Raw genomic sequence first — 20,398 nt, forward strand, 5'->3', positions numbered from 1 at the left:
CCTGTGGGAGCGGGCGAGCCCGCGAAAGGGCCGGCACAGGTAAAGCAAAATCCCACAACAACCGCTAAATCCTCCCGGCACTCAAGCGTTTTCCAAGCGATAACTGCCCATTCGCTTGTTTGCGAGGATTTACCCATGTCCACCGCTTCCAGCCTTGCCCAGGTTGCACCGGTCAGCGCGTCGCAACCTTTGTACGAATTTACCGAATCGCCCCTGCTGCAACGCCAGCAACAACAGGAATCCAATGCCCGAAGCTACCCACGGCGCATTCCGCTGGCGCTAAAGCGCGCCCGTGGCATCTACGTGGAGGATGTCGAAGGCCGCCAGTTCATCGATTGCCTGGCCGGCGCCGGCACGTTGGCGTTGGGCCATAACCACCCGGTGGTGGTCGAGGCGATCCAGCGGGTACTGGCCGATGAGTTGCCCCTGCATACCCTGGACCTGACCACGCCGGTCAAGGACCGTTTCGTCCAGGACCTGTTCGGCATCCTGCCCGAGGCGCTACGCCGCGAGGCCAAGGTGCAGTTCTGTGGCCCGACCGGCACCGATGCGGTAGAAGCAGCGCTGAAGCTGGTCCGCACGGCCACCGGTCGTAGCACCGTGCTGGCGTTCCAGGGCGCTTACCATGGCATGAGCCTGGGGGCGTTGAGCCTGATGGGCAGCCATGGGCCGAAGGAGCCACTGGGGGCCTTGCTCGGCAATGGCGCGCAGTTCATGCCGTACCCTTACGACTACCGTTGCCCGTTCGGCCTGGGTGGCGAAGCCGGGGTGAAGGCCAACCTGCATTACCTTGAAAACCTGCTGCTTGATCCGGAAAGCGGTGTGCCGCTGCCGGCTGCAGTCATCCTGGAGGTGGTGCAGGGCGAGGGTGGGGTCATCCCGGCCGATATCGAGTGGCTCAAGGGCGTGCGCCGCATCACCGAGCAGGCCGGTGTGGCGCTGATCGTCGACGAGATCCAGAGCGGTTTTGCCCGCACCGGGCGCATGTTCGCCTTCGAACATGCCGGCATCGTGCCGGACGTGGTCACCTTGTCCAAGGCCATTGGCGGCAGCCTGCCGCTGGCGGTGGTGGTGTACCGCGACTGGCTGGACACCTGGAAGCCGGGCGCGCATGCCGGCACCTTCCGGGGCAACCAGATGGCCATGGCGGCGGGTTCGGCGGTAATCAACTACCTGGTGGAACACCGCCTGGCCGAGCACGCCGAGGCCATGGGGCTGCGCTTGCGCGGGCACCTGCAGCAGTTGCAGCGCGATTACCCGCAGCTGGGCGACATTCGCGGGCGTGGGTTGATGCTCGGCGTGGAGTTGGTGGACCCGCAAGGCAAGCGGGATGCGCTTGGCCAGCCGCTGGCCAACCGCGATCTGGCGGCCAAGGTGCAGCGAGAGTGCCTGAAGCGTGGGCTGATTCTGGAGCTGGGTGGGCGGCATGGCGCCGTGGTGCGTTTCCTGCCGCCGTTGATCATCAGCGGCGAGCAGGTCGATGAAGTGGCGCAGCGTTTTGCCGAGGCATTCATCGCGGCAGTCTGATCCATCCCTAGGGCCGCTTCGCGGCCCATCGCCGGCAAGCCAGGCTCCCACAGGTACAGCGCAACGCTCAAGCATTGCGCTGTACCTGTGGGAGCCTGGCTTGCCGGCGATGGGCTGCGTAGCAGCCCCAAGTGTTTAGCGCTTGTTAATCGAATGTCCGCCCTGCCCGCCAATACCCCATCAACGTCAGGCATTCTCGCTGCAATCCACGTTCCTTGATCAGGTACCGACGAATCTCCATCACCGTCGCCGATTCCCCCGCCACCCAGGCGTGAAACTCACTGCTGTCGCTACTGGCCTGTTCCCACAGGATGCGAGTATCAATATCCACGTCTTCCAGCTTCGCCCGTGGTGCGGCGTGCCCAGGCGGCAGGCTGGCCAGCTCGCGCACGGCGTGCTGCATGGCTTGGCCATGTGCGCAGCTCAGCAGTTCGCGCGGCAGCCAGTGCAGTGCAGTGGCATCGCCATGGCGCAGGCTCAGGCAATCCGCCTCCAGCGGCACCTCGATGAACGCTTGCACCGCCAGCTCGGGCTGGGTGTCAGCCAGTTGCTCCAGGATGCCGGCAATCGCCGGCAGTGCGGTTTCGTCACCTACCAGCAGCACATTGCGCACACCTTGCGGTGGCTTCCATTCATAACCGCCGGGGTCGCCTTCATAGGCCAGGTTGGGCGCGACTATCTGCAAACGGTCACCCACCTGCGCGTGGGTGGCCCAGGCCGAGGCGGGGCCGTTGACACCATGCAGCACGAAGTCGATATCCACCTCCAGCGCCTCACGGCGCAAGGCACGGATGGTGTAGGTGCGCATCGGCGGGCGCTGGGCCGGTGGCAGGGCACTGTGCGCGGCCTTCCAGTGCAGGTCGTTGTTCAGGCTGGGCGGTGAGCCGTCCGGGGCGGGAAACAGCAGCTTGACCCGTTGGTCTGGGGCCAGGGTGGTCATTTCAACAACTTCTGGTCCGGTGAATACCAGTCGGGTGAGCGAAGGGCTGAGCGCGATCCGCCGCTTCAGCTGGACATTGAAGATTCGATAGCTGGGGCGTTTGCCGGGGAGCGCTTGAGTGACCCGCTTGCGCAGGTTGTTGGCCAGGGTGGAGAGCATCGCGAGGGCCGCCTTCTGGAGGATGGGTATGACGTTCAGACGAGTCGCCCACCCGGTGATTTAATCGCGCAGCCTGGGCTGCCGGCGGTGGTCGGGGCTTTGGCTAAATCAGCTCGCGGCTGTTTCGTCTTTGAGGGATGACTGGGCCCTGTGGTCCCGCTTCCTATCGCTAAGGACGCATTGCATGAATGCCGAAAACTCGTTGAAACTCGCTCGCCGCTTTATCGAACTGCCGCCGGAGAAACGCCGTTTGTTCCTGGCCGGGCTAAAGGCAGAGGGCGTTGATTTTTCCTTGTTTCCGATCCCTGCCGATGTTGCCTGCGATGACCGCGATGGGTTGTCCTACGCCCAGCGGCGTATGTCGTTTCTCTGGCAGCTGGACCCCCAGGGCGCTGCCTACAACCTGCCCATGGCCGTGCGCCTGAAGGGCAAGCTCGACCGCCAGGCCCTGCAGCAAGCGTTCGATCACCTGGTTGCGCGCCACGAGAGCCTGCGTACGCGCCTGCGTACCCAGGGTGAGCATCTGTACCAGGAGGTCCTCGCTGCCGAGGCCGTTGCCATCGTCGAGCACGACCTCACCGCCCTGGCAGCGGCGCAACGCGAGGCCCGTGTCGCGTCACTGGCAGAAGCCCAGGCGCAGGCACCTTTCAACCTGCTGCAAGGGCCGCTGTTGCGCGTGAACCTGCTGCAATTGGCTACCGACGAGCACGTGCTGCTGCTCACCCTGCACCACATCGTGGCCGATGGCTGGTCGCTGAACGTGCTGATCGACGAGTTCGTGCGCTTGTACGATGCTGCCTGTCAGGGCAGCGAAGCGACCCTGCCGGCGCTGCCCATCCAGTACCGCGACTATGCGCTGTGGCAACGCAGCTGGCTGGAAGCCGGTGAGCAGGAGCGACAGCTGAGCTACTGGCGCGAGAAGCTGGGCGATGATCATGCCGTGCTTGAGCTGCCGCTCGACCATTCCCGTGTCGGCGCACCGAGCCATCGCGGCGCGCGGCGCGAGTTGCAGGTCGACCCAGCGCTTGCCGAGCGTCTCAGGGCGTTGGCCAGTGCCCAAGGGGTTACCCTGTTCATGGTGCTGCTGGCATCGTTCAAGCTGCTGCTGCAACGCTACAGTGGCCAGCGCGCCATCCGCGTCGGTGTTCCGGTCGCCAACCGCCACCGTACCGAAGTAGAAGGCTTGATCGGTTGCTTCATCAACACCCAGGTGCTGCATACCGATATCGACCCGCTCATGGATGTGAGCCAGCTACTCGGCCGGGTCAAAGACACCGCCCTGGGCGCCCAGGCGCACCAGGACCTGCCGTTCGAGCGCCTGGTCGAGGCGCTCGAACTGGATCGCAGCAGCGCGCAAAGCCCGTTGTTCCAGGTGCTGTTCAACCATCAGGCGGCCATCGCCGACGCCGGTCAGGTCCGCCTTGGCAGTGGGCTGACGCTGGAAAAAGTCGCCCTGGACAAGCACAGCGCTCGCTTCGACCTTTCCCTGGACACCTATGAAAGCGCCGGGCGTCTGCACGCGGTGTTCACCTATGCGCTGGATGTCTTCGAAGAAGCCACGATCATCGGTTTCGGCGAGGACTGGTTGCGACTGCTCGACGGGCTGACCCAATCGCCCGCCACTGCGGTCGGCGAGCTGCCCTTGGCGACCCAGGCGGTACAGCCGCTGGAGCCGCAAGCTGCCGGGGCGCAAACGCCCGGCCTGTGCGTTCATCACCTGATCGAAACGGCCGCCAACCTCAACCTGCAAGGCCTTGCAGCGAGCGGCGACGCGGGTCGAATCAGCTATGCCACCGTGCAGGCACGCTCGGATGCCCTGGCCCACGCACTGCTGGCGCGTGGCGTACAGCCGGATCAGCGGGTCGGCGTGGTGGCCGACCGGTCCTGCGAGATGCTCATCGGCATCCTGGCCGTGCTCAAGGCCGGTGCCGCCTACCTGCCGCTGGACCCTGACCAGCCCCAGTCGCGCATCGACTTCATGCTTGCCGACAGCGAGGTCAAGTGGGTAGTGGGCCGAGCGGGGCAGATCAGCCTGCCTGAAGGCGTCGCAGCGATTGACGTGGCGGGCGACTACCCGTCAGCGTCGGCGCCCAAGGTGGCGGTCCATGCCGACAACCTTGCCTATGTCATCTACACCTCTGGCACCACCGGCAAGCCCAAGGGCGTCGCGGTCAGCCATGGCGCCTTGGTCAACTACGTGCGCGGCGTCAGCCAACGCCTGCCCATGGACCAGATCGCCAACCTGGCGATGGTCACCACGCCGGCGGCCGACCTTGGCCACACCATGCTGTTCGGTGCACTGTGCTACGGCAAGACCCTGCACATGCTGCCCAAGGAGACCGTGCTCGATGCCCAGGTCTTCGCCGCCTACCTGCAGGCGCATGCCATCGATGCACTGAAGATCGTCCCCTCGCACTTGCAGGCCATGCTCGCCGCAGGTGCCGAGGCCTTGCCACGGCGCTGCCTGGTGGTCGGAGGCGAAGCGTGCACTGCGGCGCTTCTGGGCCGCATCAAGGCCTTGGCGCCCGACCTCGAGGTGATCAACCACTATGGCCCCACCGAGACAACGGTCGGCGTCCTTACCCATGCCCTGCAGGATCGCCCGGTGCTCGGCCAGCCGCTGGAAAACCTGCGCGCCCATGCACTGGACAGCTGCCTTCAGCCCGTGCCCGGCAAGGCCAGGGGGGAGCTCTATATCGCCGGTGCAGGGCTTGCGCGTGGCTACCTGGGCCAGGCGGCGCTGACCGCCGAACGCTTCGTGCCCGACCCCTGCGGCACCGAGGGTGCGAGGATGTACCGTACCGGCGACTGGGTACGCCTGAACGCTGACGGCGAATGCATTTTTGCCGGGCGCATCGATGGCCAGGTGAAGATTCGCGGTTACCGCGTCGAACTGGCCGAGATCGATGCCTGTCTGCGGCAGTTGCCGGGAATCGAAAGCGCCGTTGTGCGCGTGGTTGGCGAAGACGCCGATCGGCAGCTGGCCGCCTACCTGGTCCCGCAGCACTGGGCTGCGCAGGACGAAGCCCGTCAAGCAGTCGTCGACGGTATCCGGGCCGCGTTGAAGCTCGCCCTGCCTGAGCATCTGGTGCCGCATTACCTGATGCTGCTGGAGCATCTGCCGGTAACCCTCAACGGCAAGGTCGACGTCAAGGCATTGCCTGAGCCGGTCGCTGTCACGGCCCTTTACCGGGCTCCCGAGACCGCACTGCAGATGCAGGTCGCGGCCATTTGGGCCGACGTGTTGCAACAGGCCCAGGTCGGCCTCGACGACAATTTCTTCGCCTTGGGTGGCCATTCGCTGCTGGCCACTCAGGTGGTCTCGCGGATCAGGCAGCAACTGCGCCTGGACGTGGCCTTGCGGGTGCTGTTCGACACTGCCGACCTGTCCGGTTTCGTCGAGGCGCTGCAGGGGCTGGAGCAGGTCGCCGGGGGCGAGATCCAGGTGCTGGACCGGACGGTGCCGCTGCAGGTTTCGCACGCTCAGTATCGCCAGTGGATGTTCTGGAAGCTGCACCCGCAAAGCACCGCCTACAACACCCCCCTGGCCATCCGCTTGCAAGGCCAGGTGGACCGGGCCGCGTTGCAGGCCGCGTTCGATGCGCTGGTGATGCGCCATGAATCCCTGCGCACGATCTTCGAAGAGCATGACGGCATCCCCCGGCAGCGCATACTGCCCGCAGCGTCGCCGTGCATCGAGTACCATGACCTCAGCACTGCCGACGGCCGGGCGCTGCAGCAGCGCCTACAGGACGAGGCGCTTACGCCCTTCGACCTCGAACAGGGGCCGCTGATTCGGGTCAAGCTGTTCCAGGGTGGCTCGCAGGAGCAGGTGCTGACCGTGCTGTTGCACCACATCGTCTCGGACGGCTGGTCCATGAGCGTCATGGTCCGCGAGCTGGCTGCCGTCTACAACGCCCACACCACCGGGCAGTCGCTCGAACGCCAGGCGCTGGCGGTGCAGTACGCCGATTACGCTGCCTGGCAGCGCGAACGCCTGGCCTCGGGCGAGCTGCAGGCCCAGCTGGCATTCTGGAAAACCACGCTGGAAGACGATTTTTCAGTCCTCGAACTGCCTGCAGACCGTATTCGCCCTCAGGTCCAGAGCTATCGCGGCGGGCGCGTGGATGTGCTCCTGCCTGCCGCGCTCACCGCCGATCTGCAGCGCCTGGCGGTTGCTGCCAATGCCACGCTGTTCCATGTGTTCCTGGCCTCGTTCGCACTGCTGCTGTCGCGCTACAGCGGGCGCGAAACGCTCAACATCGGCATGCCGGTGACCAACCGCAATCGCCTTGAGCTGGAAGGGCTGATCGGTTTCTTCGTCAACACACTGGTCGCTCGCGTGGCGGTCGATCCGTTGCAGTCCTTCAGGTACTTGTTGCTGGCGGTCAAGGAGACCACCCTGCAGGCTCAGGCGAACAAGGACATCCCCTTCGATGTGCTGGTGGAAGCGCTCAAACCCGAGCGGGGGTTGGGCCACAACCCACTGTTCCAGGTCATGTACAACCACCTGAGCGACCTTGGCGAGCGGGTCTCCGGCGACAGCGTGCAAGGGCTGCGTGTCGAGGAGGTCGACCTGGTCGAACACACCACGCAGTTCGACCTGTCGCTGGACACCCTCGAACGCAGCGATGGTGTGATCGCTTCCTTTGGCTATGCATCGGACCTGTTCGACGTCGAGCGTATCGAACGCCTGGCATCGGTCTGGGTCAACCTGCTGGGCGCCCTGGCCAAGGACGCGGCATTGCCGGTGGCCGAGCTGCCTTTGCTGTCGGCTGCCCAGCACAAGCTGGCACTCGAAACCGTCGACCCGGCCCCCTTGCGTTTCGCCGAAGGCCTCGGCGTGCATCAGCTGTTCGAGGCGCAGGTTCTGCGCGCACCGGAGGCTACGGCGCTGGTCCTCGATGATCAGGCACTGACGTATCAGGCACTCAACCGCCGCGCCAACCAGTTGGCCCACAAGCTGCGCGAGCTTGGCGTGGGGCCTGAGGTGCGTGTTGGCATCGCCGTGGAACGCAGCCTGGACATGGTGGTAGGCCTGCTTGGCATTCTCAAGGCCGGTGGTGCCTATGTGCCGCTCGACCCGCAGTACCCGCACGAGCGCCTGCGTTTCATGATGCAGGACAGCGGTGTTCACCTGCTCCTGACCCAGCCCCACCTGGCACCGATGCTGCCGGTTTCCACAACGGTGACCTGCCTTGAAATGCAGGCGGATGAGCAGTGGCTGGGCAACTACAGTGCGGCCAACCCGGTGAGCCTGACCGTCCCCGACAACCTGGCTTATGTGATCTACACCTCCGGGTCCACCGGCAAGCCCAAAGGTGTGGCCATCGCTCATCGGGAGCTGTCGGTGTTCTGCAGTGTGGCGGCTGACTATTCGCGGCTCGATGCCAGTGATCGGGTGCTGCAGTTCGCCACGGTCAACTTCGACGGTTTTGTCGAGCAGCTCTACCCGGCCTTGTGTTGCGGTGCCCGGGTCGTCATGCGCGGCTCGCAGCTGTGGGACATCGAAACCCTCAAGCAGGCCATCGTCACCCACGGCATCACCGTGGCGGACCTGACCACCGCCTACTGGCGCATGCTGGCGGCGGAAAAGCTGCCCGCCGGCGCCTGCGCGTCGCTGCGTCAGGTGCACGTGGGCGGTGAAGCCATGCCGATGGAAAGCCTTGGCGACTGGTACGCCAGCGGATTGCAGCAGGCACGTCTGCTCAATACCTATGGGCCTACCGAAGCGACCGTGGTAACCACTGTTCAGGACTGTGCAGGCTTGCAGCCGGGTGCCGGTGGCAAGGCCATCGTGCCGATCGGGCGGGCGGTGGGCGGCAGGGTGACCTATGTCTGTGACGATGGCCTTGTCCTGGCCCCGGCCGGTTGGGTGAACGAACTGCTGATCGGTGGTCGCGGCTGCCTCGCCCGTGGCTATTTCAACCGCCCGGCGCTGACCGCCGAGCGTTTCATTCCCGACCCGTTCGACCCGGTCGGCGGCGGCCGTCTGTACCGTACCGGTGATCTGGCAAGCGCGCGTGTCGAGGGTGTTCTCGACTATGTCGGTCGCATCGACCATCAAGTCAAGATTCGCGGCCTGCGCATCGAACTGGGCGAGATCGAAGCGCGACTGCAAGAGCATGCCAGGGTGCGTGAAGCGCAGGTCATCGACATCGACGGGCCCACCGGCAAGCAACTGGTCGCCTATCTGGTGATCGAGGGCGGTGTTGAGCCGCAGGATGCGCTGCGTGAAAACCTGTCAAGCCACCTCAAGGCTGCATTGCCGGACTACATGGTTCCGGCGCACCTGATGTTCCTCGGCCAATTGCCGCTGACGCCGAACGGCAAGCTGGACCGCAAGGCGCTGCCAAGGCCCGACCTGAGCCTCGACCAGCCTGCCTACGTGCCCGCTCGCAGCGAACGCGAAAAACAGATTGCAGCCATCTGGGCTCAGGTCCTCAAGGTTGAACGCATCGGCCTGACCGACCATTTCTTCGAACTGGGCGGGCATTCGTTGCTGGCTACCCAGGTCACCTCGCGCATTCGCCAGGCCCTGGGCCTGGAAATACCCCTGCGCACGCTTTTCGAAGCCCCGGTGCTGGCTGATTTCGTCGCCTTGGCAGGGCAGGGCACGCACGCGCCTGCCCTGGCGTTGCAGCCGGTCGACCGCACGCAGCCGTTGGCCTTGTCTTATGCCCAGCAGCGGCAGTGGTTCTTCTGGCAGATGGCCCCTGAAAGTACCGCCTACAACATGGCCACGGTCTTGCGACTGCGCGGCGAGCTGGATGTCGAGGCACTGCGCCTGAGTTTCGAAGCGCTGATCGCGCGGCACGAGACCCTGCGTACCACCTTCCGCCAGGCCGGTGACCAAGCCCTGCAGGTGATCCACCCGGCGCAGCCGTTCAGCCTGGCCTGCGAAGGAGTCGAACCGTGCGAGGGAGACGAACAGGCCGCGCTGCTCAAGCGCCTGGTCGAGGCAGAGACGCAACGCCCCTTCGATTTGGAGCACGGGCCGTTGTTGCGCGTGAAACTGTTGCGCGTGACCGAGGATGACCATGTCCTCGTACTGACCTTGCACCATATCGTCTCCGATGGCTGGTCGATGCCGGTGATGGTCGATGAACTGGTGCAGTTGTACCAAGGGCTGCGCAACGGGCAGGCGGCGCAGTTGCCTGCGCTGCCTGTCCAGTACGCCGACTACGCCGTATGGCAGCGGCAGTGGATGGAGGCCGGTGAGCGTGAGCGCCAGCTGGCCTACTGGAAGGCCCAGCTGGGCGACCGGCAGCCGGTGCTCGAACTGCCCGGCGATCGCCCGCGCCCGGCTAACCAGGACTTCGCCGGCGCCAGTTTCGCCATCGACCTGGACCGCGACCTCGTGCACGCGCTCAAGGCATTGGCCCAGCAGCAGGGCGTCAGCCTGTTCATGCTGCTGTTGGCCAGCTTCCAGACCCTGTTGCACCGCTATTCGGGGCAGGACGATATTCGCGTCGGGGTGCCGATCGCTAACCGTAACCGCCTGGAAACCGAGCGCCTGATCGGCTTCTTCGTCAATACCCAGGTGCTCAAGGCCGAGTTCGACCTGCACACCACCTTCAGCCAGCTGCTTGAGCAAACGCGTCAGACGGCCCTGGCGGCCCAGGCTCATCAGGATCTGCCGTTCGAGCAGTTGGTCGAGGCGCTGCACCCTGAGCGCAGCCTGAGCCACAGCCCGCTGTTCCAGGCGCTCTACAATCACCAGACCGAACAGCGGGGGCAGGCGCGCAGCCTGCCCGGGCTGGAAGTTCAAGGCATGGCCTGGGAGCGCTATACCGCACAGTTCGACCTGACCCTTGATACCTTCGAGCATGCCGACGGGCTGGGGGCCTCGCTGGTCTACGCCACGTCGCTGTTCGACCGCCCGCGCATCGAGGCGCTGGCGCAGCATTGGTGCAACCTGCTGGCCGACATCGTGCGTCAACCCCATCAGCGTGTCGCCGAACTGGCGATGCTGGGCAGCCAGGAGCGTGAGCAACTGTTGGCAAGGTGGGACCAGACTGGCGACGACCATCCGGACGACCGTTTCGTCCATCAACTGTTCGCAGACCAGGTTGCCCGCACCCCCGAAGCCATCGCGATCCGCTTCGACGATCAATGCCTGAGCTACCGCCAACTCGATGCGCAGGCCAATCGCCTGGCGCACCGCTTGATCGAGCAAGGCGTCGGCCCGGAGGTCAGGGTGGTCATCGCCATGCGCCGCTCCACCGACATCATGGTGGCGTTCATGGCGGTGCTCAAGGCAGGTGGCGTGTATGTGCCGCTGGACATCGCCTATCCGCAGGACCGCCTGCGCTACATGATGCAGGACTGCGCTGCGGCCTTGGTGCTGACGCAGAGCGATGTGCTGGGCACGCTGCCAATCCCGCAAGGGTTGCCGACGCTGGCGGTGGACCTGCCGGCCGCCTGGCAACAAGGCCCGGACACGGCGCCCGAGGTGGCGCTGTCAAAGCACAACCTTGCCTATGTGATCTACACCTCGGGTTCGACCGGCATGCCCAAGGGTGTCGCAGTGGCGCACGGGCCTCTGGCCTCGCACATTCTGGCCAACGGTGAACGCTATGAAACCGGCCCGCAGGATTGCGAGTTGCACTTCATGTCCTTCGCGTTCGATGGCGCCCATGAGGCCTGGATGCACCTGCTGATCAACGGCGCCAGTGTGCTGGTGCGTGACGACAGCCTGTGGCTGCCCGAGCAGGCCTACGCCGAGATGCACCGGCATGGCGTGACCATTGCCGTGTTCCCGCCGGTCTATCTGCAACAGCTGGCCGAGCATGCCCTGCGCGTGGGCAACCCGCCACCGGTGCGCATTTATTGCTTCGGTGGTGATGCCGTACCGCAAGCCGGATACGAGCTGGCCTGGCAGGCCCTGCGCCCGCAATACATCTTCAACGGCTACGGGCCGACCGAAACCGTGGTCACACCGTTGCTCTGGAGCGCGTCGCCAGGCGATACCTGCGGCGCGGCCTACGCGCCTATCGGCCGCCTGGTCGGGCGTCGCCGCAGTTATGTCCTCGACGCCAGCCTCAACCTGGTGCCGTTGGGGCACAGTGGCGAACTGTTCCTCGGCGGGCTCTGCCTGGCGCGTGGCTATCTCGACCGCCCAAGCCTGACCGCCGAGCGCTTCGTCCCCGACCCGTTCGCCGCGAACGGCGAGCGGGTCTACCGCAGCGGTGACCTGACCCGCACCCGCGCCGACGGTCTGGTTGACTATCTGGGGCGCATCGACCATCAGGTCAAGATCCGCGGTTTCCGTATCGAGCTTGGCGAGATCGAGGCGCGGTTGCAGGATCACCCGGCGGTGCGCGAAAGTGTGGTCATCGACATCCAGGGCCCAGGCGGCAAGCAGCTCGCCGCGTATCTGGTCAGTGCGGATGTGCAACTCGACGACCTGCCGGGGCAAAGCCTGCTGCGCAGCGAACTGCGCGATCACCTCAAGGCGACCTTGCCGGACTACATGGTGCCCACGCACCTGGTATTCCTCGACACGTTGCCGCTCACGCCCAATGGCAAGCTGGACCGCAAGGGCCTGCCAGCGCCTGACGTCACTCAGCTGCAGCAAGTGTACGTGGCACCTCGAAATGCGCTGGAGCAGACCATCGCCGGGATCTGGGCGGATGTTCTGAAAGTCGACAAGGTGGGGCTGTCCGACAACTTCTTCGAACTGGGTGGCGATTCCATCATTTCGATCCAGGTGGTCAGCCGCGCGCGCCAGGCGGGTATCCGCTTCACCCCCAAAGAGCTGTTCCAGCACCAGACCGTCCAAGGGCTGGCCTCGGTCGCCAGGCAAGGGGACGAAGGCGGATTGCTGATCGAGCAGAAGGCTGCCACTGGCCAGACCCTGCTGCTGCCGATCCAGCAATCGTTCTTCGAGCAGGACATTGCCCAGCGCCACCACTGGAACCAGGCGCTGTTGCTCAAGGCAGGTCAGGCGCTCGACAGCCAGGCACTGGAGCAAGCGCTTCAGGCCCTGGTGATCCACCATGACGCGCTGCGCCTGCGCTTCGATTGTGCAGAGGGTGAATGGACGGCTCGTTACGGTTCGCCAGAGCCACAGCAAGGTCTGCTGTGGCAGGCTACTGTGGCGGATGCCGAGGCGCTTGAAGCGTTGTGCAATGACGTCCAGGGTAGCCTTGACCTGCAGCGTGGCCCGTTGCTGCGGGCATTGCTGGCAACCCTCGCGGATGGCAGCCAGCGCGTGTTGCTGGCGATCCATCACCTGGTGGTGGACGGGGTGTCCTGGCGCGTGCTGCTGGAAGACCTGCAAACCGCCTACCGCCAGTTGCACGCCGGCCAGCCAGTCGACCTGCCAGCCAAGACCAGCGCGACCCAGGCGTGGGCTGCGCACTTGCAGCGCTACGCACGCAGCGAAACGCTGCAGGCGCAGCTGGCTTACTGGCAGGCGCAACTCGGCCAGGCTGATGCAGACCTGCCTTGCGACAACCCGGGTGGCTCGTTGCATGGCATGCATGTCGGCACCGCCCGCACCCGTCTTGATTCGGCCAGTACCCGGCAACTGCTGCAACAAGCACCTGCTGCCTACCGTACGCAGGTCAACGACTTGCTGCTGACCGCACTGGCCCGCGTCATCGCACGCTGGACCCAGCGCAGCGACGTGCTCGTGCAACTGGAGGGGCATGGCCGCGAAGAGTTGTTCGATACCATTGACCTGACGCGGACCGTGGGCTGGTTCACCAGCGTGTTCCCGGTGCGACTGAGCCCGGAGCAGACGCTTGATGCGTCGATCAAGCGGATCAAGGAACAGCTACGGTCGATCCCGGACAAAGGCATCGGCTACGGTGCCCTGCGCTACCTGGGCGATGAGCAGGCCCGCGCAGCGCTTGCGCAGTTGCCGAACCCCCGCATCACCTTCAACTACCTGGGGCAGTTCGACGGCAGCTTCGCGCCGGGCTCGGACGCCGATGCGTCGGCGTTCCTGGTGCCTGCTGGCGAAAGCGCCGGCGCCAGCCAGAGCAGCGAAGCGCCGCTGGACAATTGGTTGTCGATCAATGGCCAGGTCTATGCCGGTGAGCTGAACCTTGAGTGGACCTTCAGCCGCGACCTGTTCAACGTTGACACGGTGCAGCGCCTGGCCGACCAGTTCGCTGCCGAGCTCAAGGCGATTGTCGAGCATTGCCTGGCGGATACCCACGCAGGTTTGACGCCTTCGGATGTTCCGCTGGCCGGGCTGACCCAGGTCCAACTGGACAGCCTGCCTGTTCCGGCGGCGCAGATCGAAGACCTCTATCCCCTTGCGCCCATGCAGCAGGGCATGCTGTTCCACAGCCTGTTCGAGCAAGGCGGGGGGCATTACATCAACCAGATGCGCGTCGACGTCAAAGGGCTCGACGTGCCACGCTTCAGGCTCGCCTGGCAGGCTGCTGTCGATCGCCATGAGGTGCTCAGGGCCAACTTCGTGACCTGCTTCCAGCACCCGCTGCAGGTCATTCGCAGGCAGCTCGAATTGCCGTTCACGTACCTGGACTGGGCCGGCATCGCCGAGCAGGGTGCGGCCCTGGACAGCTGGGCCGAAGCGGATCTGCGCAAGGGCTTCGACCTGCAGCATGACCCCCTGCTGCGCCTGGCGGTTATCCGCACCAGCGAAGCATCGTGCCATCTGGTCTTCACCAGCCATCACATTCTGATGGATGGCTGGAGCAATGCGCAGTTGCTCGCTGAGGTGCTCCAGGCTTATGCCGGGGTGCCGAACGGTGGGCTGACGGGCCGCTATCGCGATTACATCGAATGGCTGCAGCGCCAGGATGCCCTGCAAGCTCAGGCCTTCTGGCAGCAGCAGTTGCATGACCTGAACGAGCCTACGCGCCTGGCACTGGCCATGCGTCAGGACAAGGCCCGCCTGGGTACCGGCTACGGTGAACACCAGCAGCGCTTGAGCGAGCAGCAGACGCAGGCGCTGGCTGCTTTTGCCCGGCAGCAGCGGGTGACCGTCAATACCTTGGTGCAAGCGGCGTGGCTGCTGCTTTTGCAGCGTTACACCGGGCAATCGTGCGTGAGCTTCGGTGCGACGGTATCCGGTCGCCCAGCGGAGCTGCGCGGTGTCGAGCAACAGCTGGGGCTGTTCATCAACACGCTGCCGGTGGTCGCCAACCCGCGTCCGCAGCAGCGGGTGGCGGAATGGGTGCAGCAACTGCAGGCGCAGAACCTGGCGCTGCGCGAATACGAACACAGCCCCTTGTACGACATCCAGCGCTGGGCCGGATCGGGTGGGGAAGGGCTGTTCGATACCTTGCTGGTGTTCGAGAACTACCCGGTCGGCGATGCTCTGCAGCAGAGCGCACCCGCCGGGCTCGTGTTCGGCAACGTGCACGGGCATGAACAGTCGAGCGTGCCGCTGACCTTGGCGATTGGCGCAGGTACGCACCTGTCGGTGCACTACAGCTACGACCGCCAGTGTTTCACGCAAGAAAGCATCGCGCAGATCGCCCGCCACTTCGGCACGCTGTTGCAGGCGCTGGTCAGTGGTGCAGATCAGAGGCTGGGTGACCTGGCAATGACGACCCAGGACGAGGACCTGCAGGACCTCGCTCATCGACACGGTGATGCCTTGTCGCTTTCGGACGCGCCTTGTGTACACCTGTTGATCGAAGCGCAGGCCGCTCGCACGCCGAATGCCACCGCGCTGATATTCGGCGACCAACACCTGACCTATCAGCAGCTCAACCGGCGTGCCAACCAGTTGGCGCACCACCTTCGCGAACGCGGGGTGGGCCCGGATGTGCTGGTAGGGGTCGCACTCGAGCGCAGCCTGGAGATGGTGATCGGTCTGCTTGCCATCTTGAAGGCAGGCGGTGCGTATGTGCCGCTGGACCCTCTCTACCCCCGTGATCGCCTGGCCTACATGATGCAGGACAGTCAGGCTCGTCTGTTGCTGTCCCAGGCTTCGCTGGCGGATCGCTTGCCGCAGGGCGGGACGGCCGAAGTCTTGCTGCTTGACCGGTTGCAGCTGCGAGATGACGCTGATGGGAATCTGGACAATGTCACCGCGCCGGGCAGCCTGGCACTGAGCATCTACACCTCGGGATCCACGGGGCTGCCCAAAGGTGTGCTGATCGAGCACCGCAATGTCACGGCGCTGATCGGCTGGGCGCGTACGGTCTACACCACGCAGGACCTGCAAGGCGTGCTGGCATCGACGTCCATCTGTTTCGACCTGTCGGTATGGGAGCTGTTTGTCACGCTGGCTGCGGGTGGCTACGCGGTGCTCGCGCAGAATGCGCTGGAACTGCCCTACCTGGCGGCGCGAGAACGCGTACGCCTGGTCAATACCGTGCCCTCGGCCATCAAGGCGCTGCTCGACGCCGGTTCGCTGCCTGCGAGCGTGCGCATTGTCAACCTGGCAGGCGAACCCTTGCGGCAGCCAGTGGTGGACAGGCTCTATGCACTGGGCCACGTGGAGCATGTCTACGACCTGTACGGGCCGTCCGAAGACACCACCTATTCCACCTGGACCCGCCGTGAGTCCGGTGGGCGAGCCAATATTGGCCGGCCTATCGCGAACACGACAGCGTACACGCTGGACATCAATGGTAAATCCATGCCGTCCGGTGTTGCGGGCGAGCTCTGCCTTACCGGTGCCGGTCTTGCCCGGGGCTACCTGGGGCGTCCGGCACTGACCGCGGAGAAATTCCTGCCCGATCCTTTCGACACTTCCGAGCATGGCGGAGGCCGTCTGTACCGGACAGGTGATCTGGCGTCCTATCGCAACGACGGCATGATCGAGTACATCGGGCGTATCGATCATCAGGTGAAGATCCGTGGCTTCCGCATCGAGCTGGGCGAGATCGAACTCAAGCTGCTTGCGCATCCCGCCATTCGCGAAGCGGTGGTGATCGATAGCGAAGGCCCGGGTGGGCGGCAACTGGTCGCGTACCTTGTGGCTGATGCGTGCATGCAGTCGCTTCGCGACACCCTGCGTGAGTACCTGAAGGCCATGCTCCCGGAATACATGGTCCCGGCGCACTTCGTCGCGCTGGACGCTCTGCCACTGACCCCCAATGGCAAGTTGGACCGCAAAGCCCTGCCTGCACCGGATGCAAACACGCTTCAGCAAGGTTTCGTGGCGCCTTGCAGCGAACTTGAAGTGCAGGTGGCAGCGATCTGGGCCGATGTGCTGAAGCTTGAAAGGGTCGGTATGAACGACAACTTCTTCGAGCTGGGCGGGCATTCGCTGCTGGCAGTCCAGGCGACCCAGCGCGTGCAGTTGCTGCTGGGGCTGGAGGTGCCGCTTTCGGCCTTGTTCGGTGCCGGGCGACTTGCGGACTACGTGGCGACGATGGCTGAGCTGGCGCCTGCCAGCGCAGCGGATGTCGATGAGTTGAGTGATTTCCTGGCAGAACTGGAGAGTGTTTGAAATGACGGCCCAGAACATCGAGCTGGTTAAACGGTTCCTGCATCTGCCACTGGAGCAGCGCAAGCAATTCTTTGAAAAGATGCAGTCCAAGGGCATGAGCTTCGCTCGGCTGCCGATCCCGCGGATACGGGACGAATGGGGGCCCATCGGGTTGTCGTATGCCCAGCAGCGCCAGTGGTTCCTTTGGCAGTTCGAGCCCGAAAGCGCGGCCTACAACATCAGCATGGCCCTGCGTTTCAGGGGCGCATTGGACCCCGCGCTTCTGCAGCGTAGCCTGGAAGACCTGGTGCACCGCCACGAAAGCCTGCGCACCGCTTTTGCCCAGGACGGCGACCAGCCTGTCCAGGTCATTGAACCGAGTGTGCGGGTGGACATTGTGCGAGAGCCCTTTGCAGCGGCACCAGACGCTGATTTTGCCGAGCGCCTTGAACGTCGCATCGAAGAAGAGGCCGGCCAGCCTTTCGACCTGGGGCAGGCGCCCCTGTGGCGAGTAAGGCTGCTGCAGGTGAACGAGGCCGACCATGTGCTGATCCTGGTCATGCACCATATCGTCTCCGATGGCTGGTCGATGCCGATACTGCTGGACGAATGGATCCGCAGTTACGAGGGGCATCGCCTTGGCCAGCCGGCGTCGTTGCCGGAACTGCCGATCCAGTATGCCGACTATGCCATCTGGCAACGCCGGTGCATGGAAGCGGGCGAGCTGGCGCGTCAGCTGGCGTACTGGGAGGCCGAGCTGGGGGGGGAGCAGCCGGTGCTGGAACTGCCGATCGACCGTCCTCGCCCGGCCGTGCAGAGCCGGGCAGGTGCAAGCCTGGATATCAGCCTGGACGACACACTGTGTGCCGGCCTCAAGCAGCTGGCGCGTGATCGGGGCGTGACAGTGTTCATGCTCCTGCTGGCCAGCTACCAGACCTTGCTGCACCGCTACAGCGGGCAGAACGATATCCGTGTCGGCATACCCACGGCCAACCGCAATCGAATGGAGACCGAAGGCCTGATCGGCTTTTTCGTCAACACCCAGGTACTCAAGGCGGACTTCGACCTGGGGATGACCTTCACTGAACTGCTTGAGCAGACTCAGCGACGCGTCTCGGGTGCCCAGGCCCATCAGGACCTGCCGTTCGAGCAGCTGGTCGAAGCCTTGCAGCCAGAGCGCAGCCTCAGCCATAGCCCGTTGTTCCAGGTCATGTTCAATCACCAGACCGAAGCGCGCGGGCAGGGTCGGCAGCTGCCTGGCTTGGCTGTCGAGACCCTGAACTGGGAACGCGGGACCGCGCAGTTCGACCTGACGCTGGAGACCGTGGAGCACGAGGCAGGGATCGCGGTGTCGCTGACCTACGCAACCGCGCTGTTCGACGAAGCCACCATCGCCCAGCTCGCCGGGCACTGGCAGGGCCTGTTGGCCGCCATCGTTGCCCAGCCGCAGCAGCGCATCGCCGAGCTGCCGCTGCTGAATGCCGCGCAGCAGCAACAGGTGGTCTACGACTGGAACCGCACCCACGCCGACTATCCGCTGGAGCAGTGCCTGCAGCAACTGATCGAGGCGCAAGTCGCCGCCACTCCGGACGCGCCGGCGCTGGTGTTTGCCGAACAGGCCCTGAGCTACCGTGAGCTGAACCGGCGCGCCAACCAGCTGGCGCACAAGCTGCGCCAACAAGGCGTGGGGCCGGACGTGCTGGTGGGCATTGCCGCCGAGCGCAGCGTGGACATGGTCATCGGCCTGCTGGGCATCCTCAAGGCCGGTGGCGCCTATGTGCCGCTGGACCCGGAATACCCCGCCGAGCGCCTGGCCTACATGATGCAGGACAGCGGCATCGGCCTGCTGCTGACGCAAGCCCACCTGCTGGCGCAGTTGCCGGTACCTGAGGGTGTGCAGCCACTGTTGCTCGAACCGCTGCCGGGCTACAGCGACGCCGACCCGGTGCACCACACCCGCCCGGGCAACCTGGCCTACGTGATCTACACCTCAGGTTCCACCGGCCGGCCCAAGGGCGCGGGCAACAGCCATCGCGCGCTGGTCAACCGCCTGTGCTGGATGCAACAGGCCTACGGCCTGGATGCCAGTGATACGGTGCTGCAGAAAACCCCGTTCAGTTTCGATGTCTCGGTCTGGGAGTTTTTCTGGCCGCTGCTGGCCGGCGCACGCCTGGCCGTGGCGCAACCGGGCGAGCACCGTGATCCGGAGCGCCTGGTGGAGGTGATCAGGCAGCACGCGGTGACCACGCTGCACTTTGTCCCGTCGATGCTGCAGGCGTTCATGGGCAGCGCCGAGGTCGAGCGCTGCAGCAGTCTCAAGCGCGTGGTGTGCAGCGGCGAAGCCTTGCCTGCAGAGCTGGCGCAACAGACCTTGGCACGCCTGCCCGGCGCACAGTTGTACAACCTCTACGGCCCGACCGAAGCGGCCATCGATGTCACCCACTGGACCTGCCGCCCGGGCGGCGACAGCGGCGTGCCGATTGGCCGCCCGATCGACAACCTGAAAACCCACATCCTCGGTGCCGGGCTGCAGAGTGTCGCCCCACGCGCGGCTGGCGAGCTGTACCTGGGCGGCATCGGCCTGGCCCGTGGCTATCACCGTCGCCCGGCGTTGACCGCCGAACGCTTCGTCCCGGACCCCTTCGACAACTCGGCACAAGGCGGCGGTCGCCTGTACCGCACCGGCGACCTGGCGCGCTACCGGGCCGACGGGGTGATCGACTACAAGGGCCGCCTCGATCACCAGGTGAAAATCCGCGGGTTGCGCATCGAGCTGGGCGAGATCGAGACGCGCCTGCTCGAGCAGCCGAGCGTGCGCGAGGCGGTGGTGCTGGACATCGACGGGCCGGGTGGCAAGCAACTGGCCGCGTACCTGGTCATGGTCGGCGACCTGCCGAGCGACCCACAGCAACAGAACGCGCTGCGCGGCGAACTGCGCGAGCACCTCAGGCTCGGCCTGGCCGACTACATGGTCCCGACCCACTTGCTGTTCCTCGAGCGCCTGCCGGTAACGGCCAACGGCAAGCTGGACCGCAAAGCCCTGCCCAAGCCCGACGCCAGCGTGCTGCAGGACAGCTACGTGGCCCCGCGCAACGCGCTGGAGCAACAGATCGCGGCGATCTGGGCAGACGTGCTGAAGCTCGAAAGGGTTGGCCTGAACGATGGCTTCTTCGCCCTGGGTGGCCATTCGCTGTCGGCCACCCAGGTGATCGTGCGTGTTCGCGAGGCGACTGGCATCGACGCCACCTTGAAGGAGCTGTTCGAGCATCCCCTGCTGGCGGATTTCTCGCGTCGCCTCGAAGAGAAAAATCAGCAAATCGATCCGATTCAGGCAGAACTGGCTAAATCGCTGGAGGCGCTCAAACGTCTAACCACGGAGGAAATTGATGAACTGATTTCATAGG

The 20,398-nt window shown here is 65.0% G+C and carries 4 protein-coding genes; 3 read left to right on the top strand and 1 reads right to left on the bottom strand.

Features of this window, described 5'->3' with window-relative positions; genetic code table 11:
* The first annotated feature begins 135 nt into the window (after positions 1-135).
* On the top strand, positions 136-1,527 hold the full coding sequence (locus tag N436_RS06540; protein ID WP_105946177.1) for an aspartate aminotransferase family protein: 1,392 nt from the start codon (positions 136-138) through the stop codon (positions 1,525-1,527).
* Positions 1,528-1,672: 145 nt separating this feature from the next.
* On the opposite strand, the gene N436_RS06545 is transcribed toward N436_RS06540, so the two are convergent.
* Positions 1,673-2,626, bottom strand: coding sequence for a siderophore-interacting protein (locus N436_RS06545; protein ID WP_110740650.1), 954 nt, complete (start codon positions 2,624-2,626; stop codon positions 1,673-1,675).
* A 184-nt stretch (positions 2,627-2,810) separates the two neighbouring features.
* Here N436_RS06545 and N436_RS06550 point away from each other — a divergent pair, with 184 nt between their 5' ends.
* Both N436_RS06550 and N436_RS06555 read left to right on the top strand, forming a co-directional pair.
* Positions 2,811-17,015 carry a non-ribosomal peptide synthase/polyketide synthase gene (locus N436_RS06550; protein ID WP_110740651.1) on the top strand — a complete coding sequence of 4,735 codons (14,205 nt, stop codon included), beginning with the start codon at positions 2,811-2,813 and terminating at the stop codon, positions 17,013-17,015.
* Position 17,016: 1 nt separating this feature from the next.
* Entirely contained in the window at positions 17,017-20,397 is a 3,381-nt protein-coding gene (locus N436_RS06555; RefSeq protein ID WP_110740652.1) for a non-ribosomal peptide synthetase, read from the top strand.
* Position 20,398: the final 1 nt, after the last annotated feature.

It is taken from the genome of Pseudomonas sp. RV120224-01b, assembly GCF_003208145.1.
Taxonomy (GTDB): Bacteria; Pseudomonadota; Gammaproteobacteria; order Pseudomonadales; family Pseudomonadaceae; genus Aquipseudomonas; species Aquipseudomonas monteilii.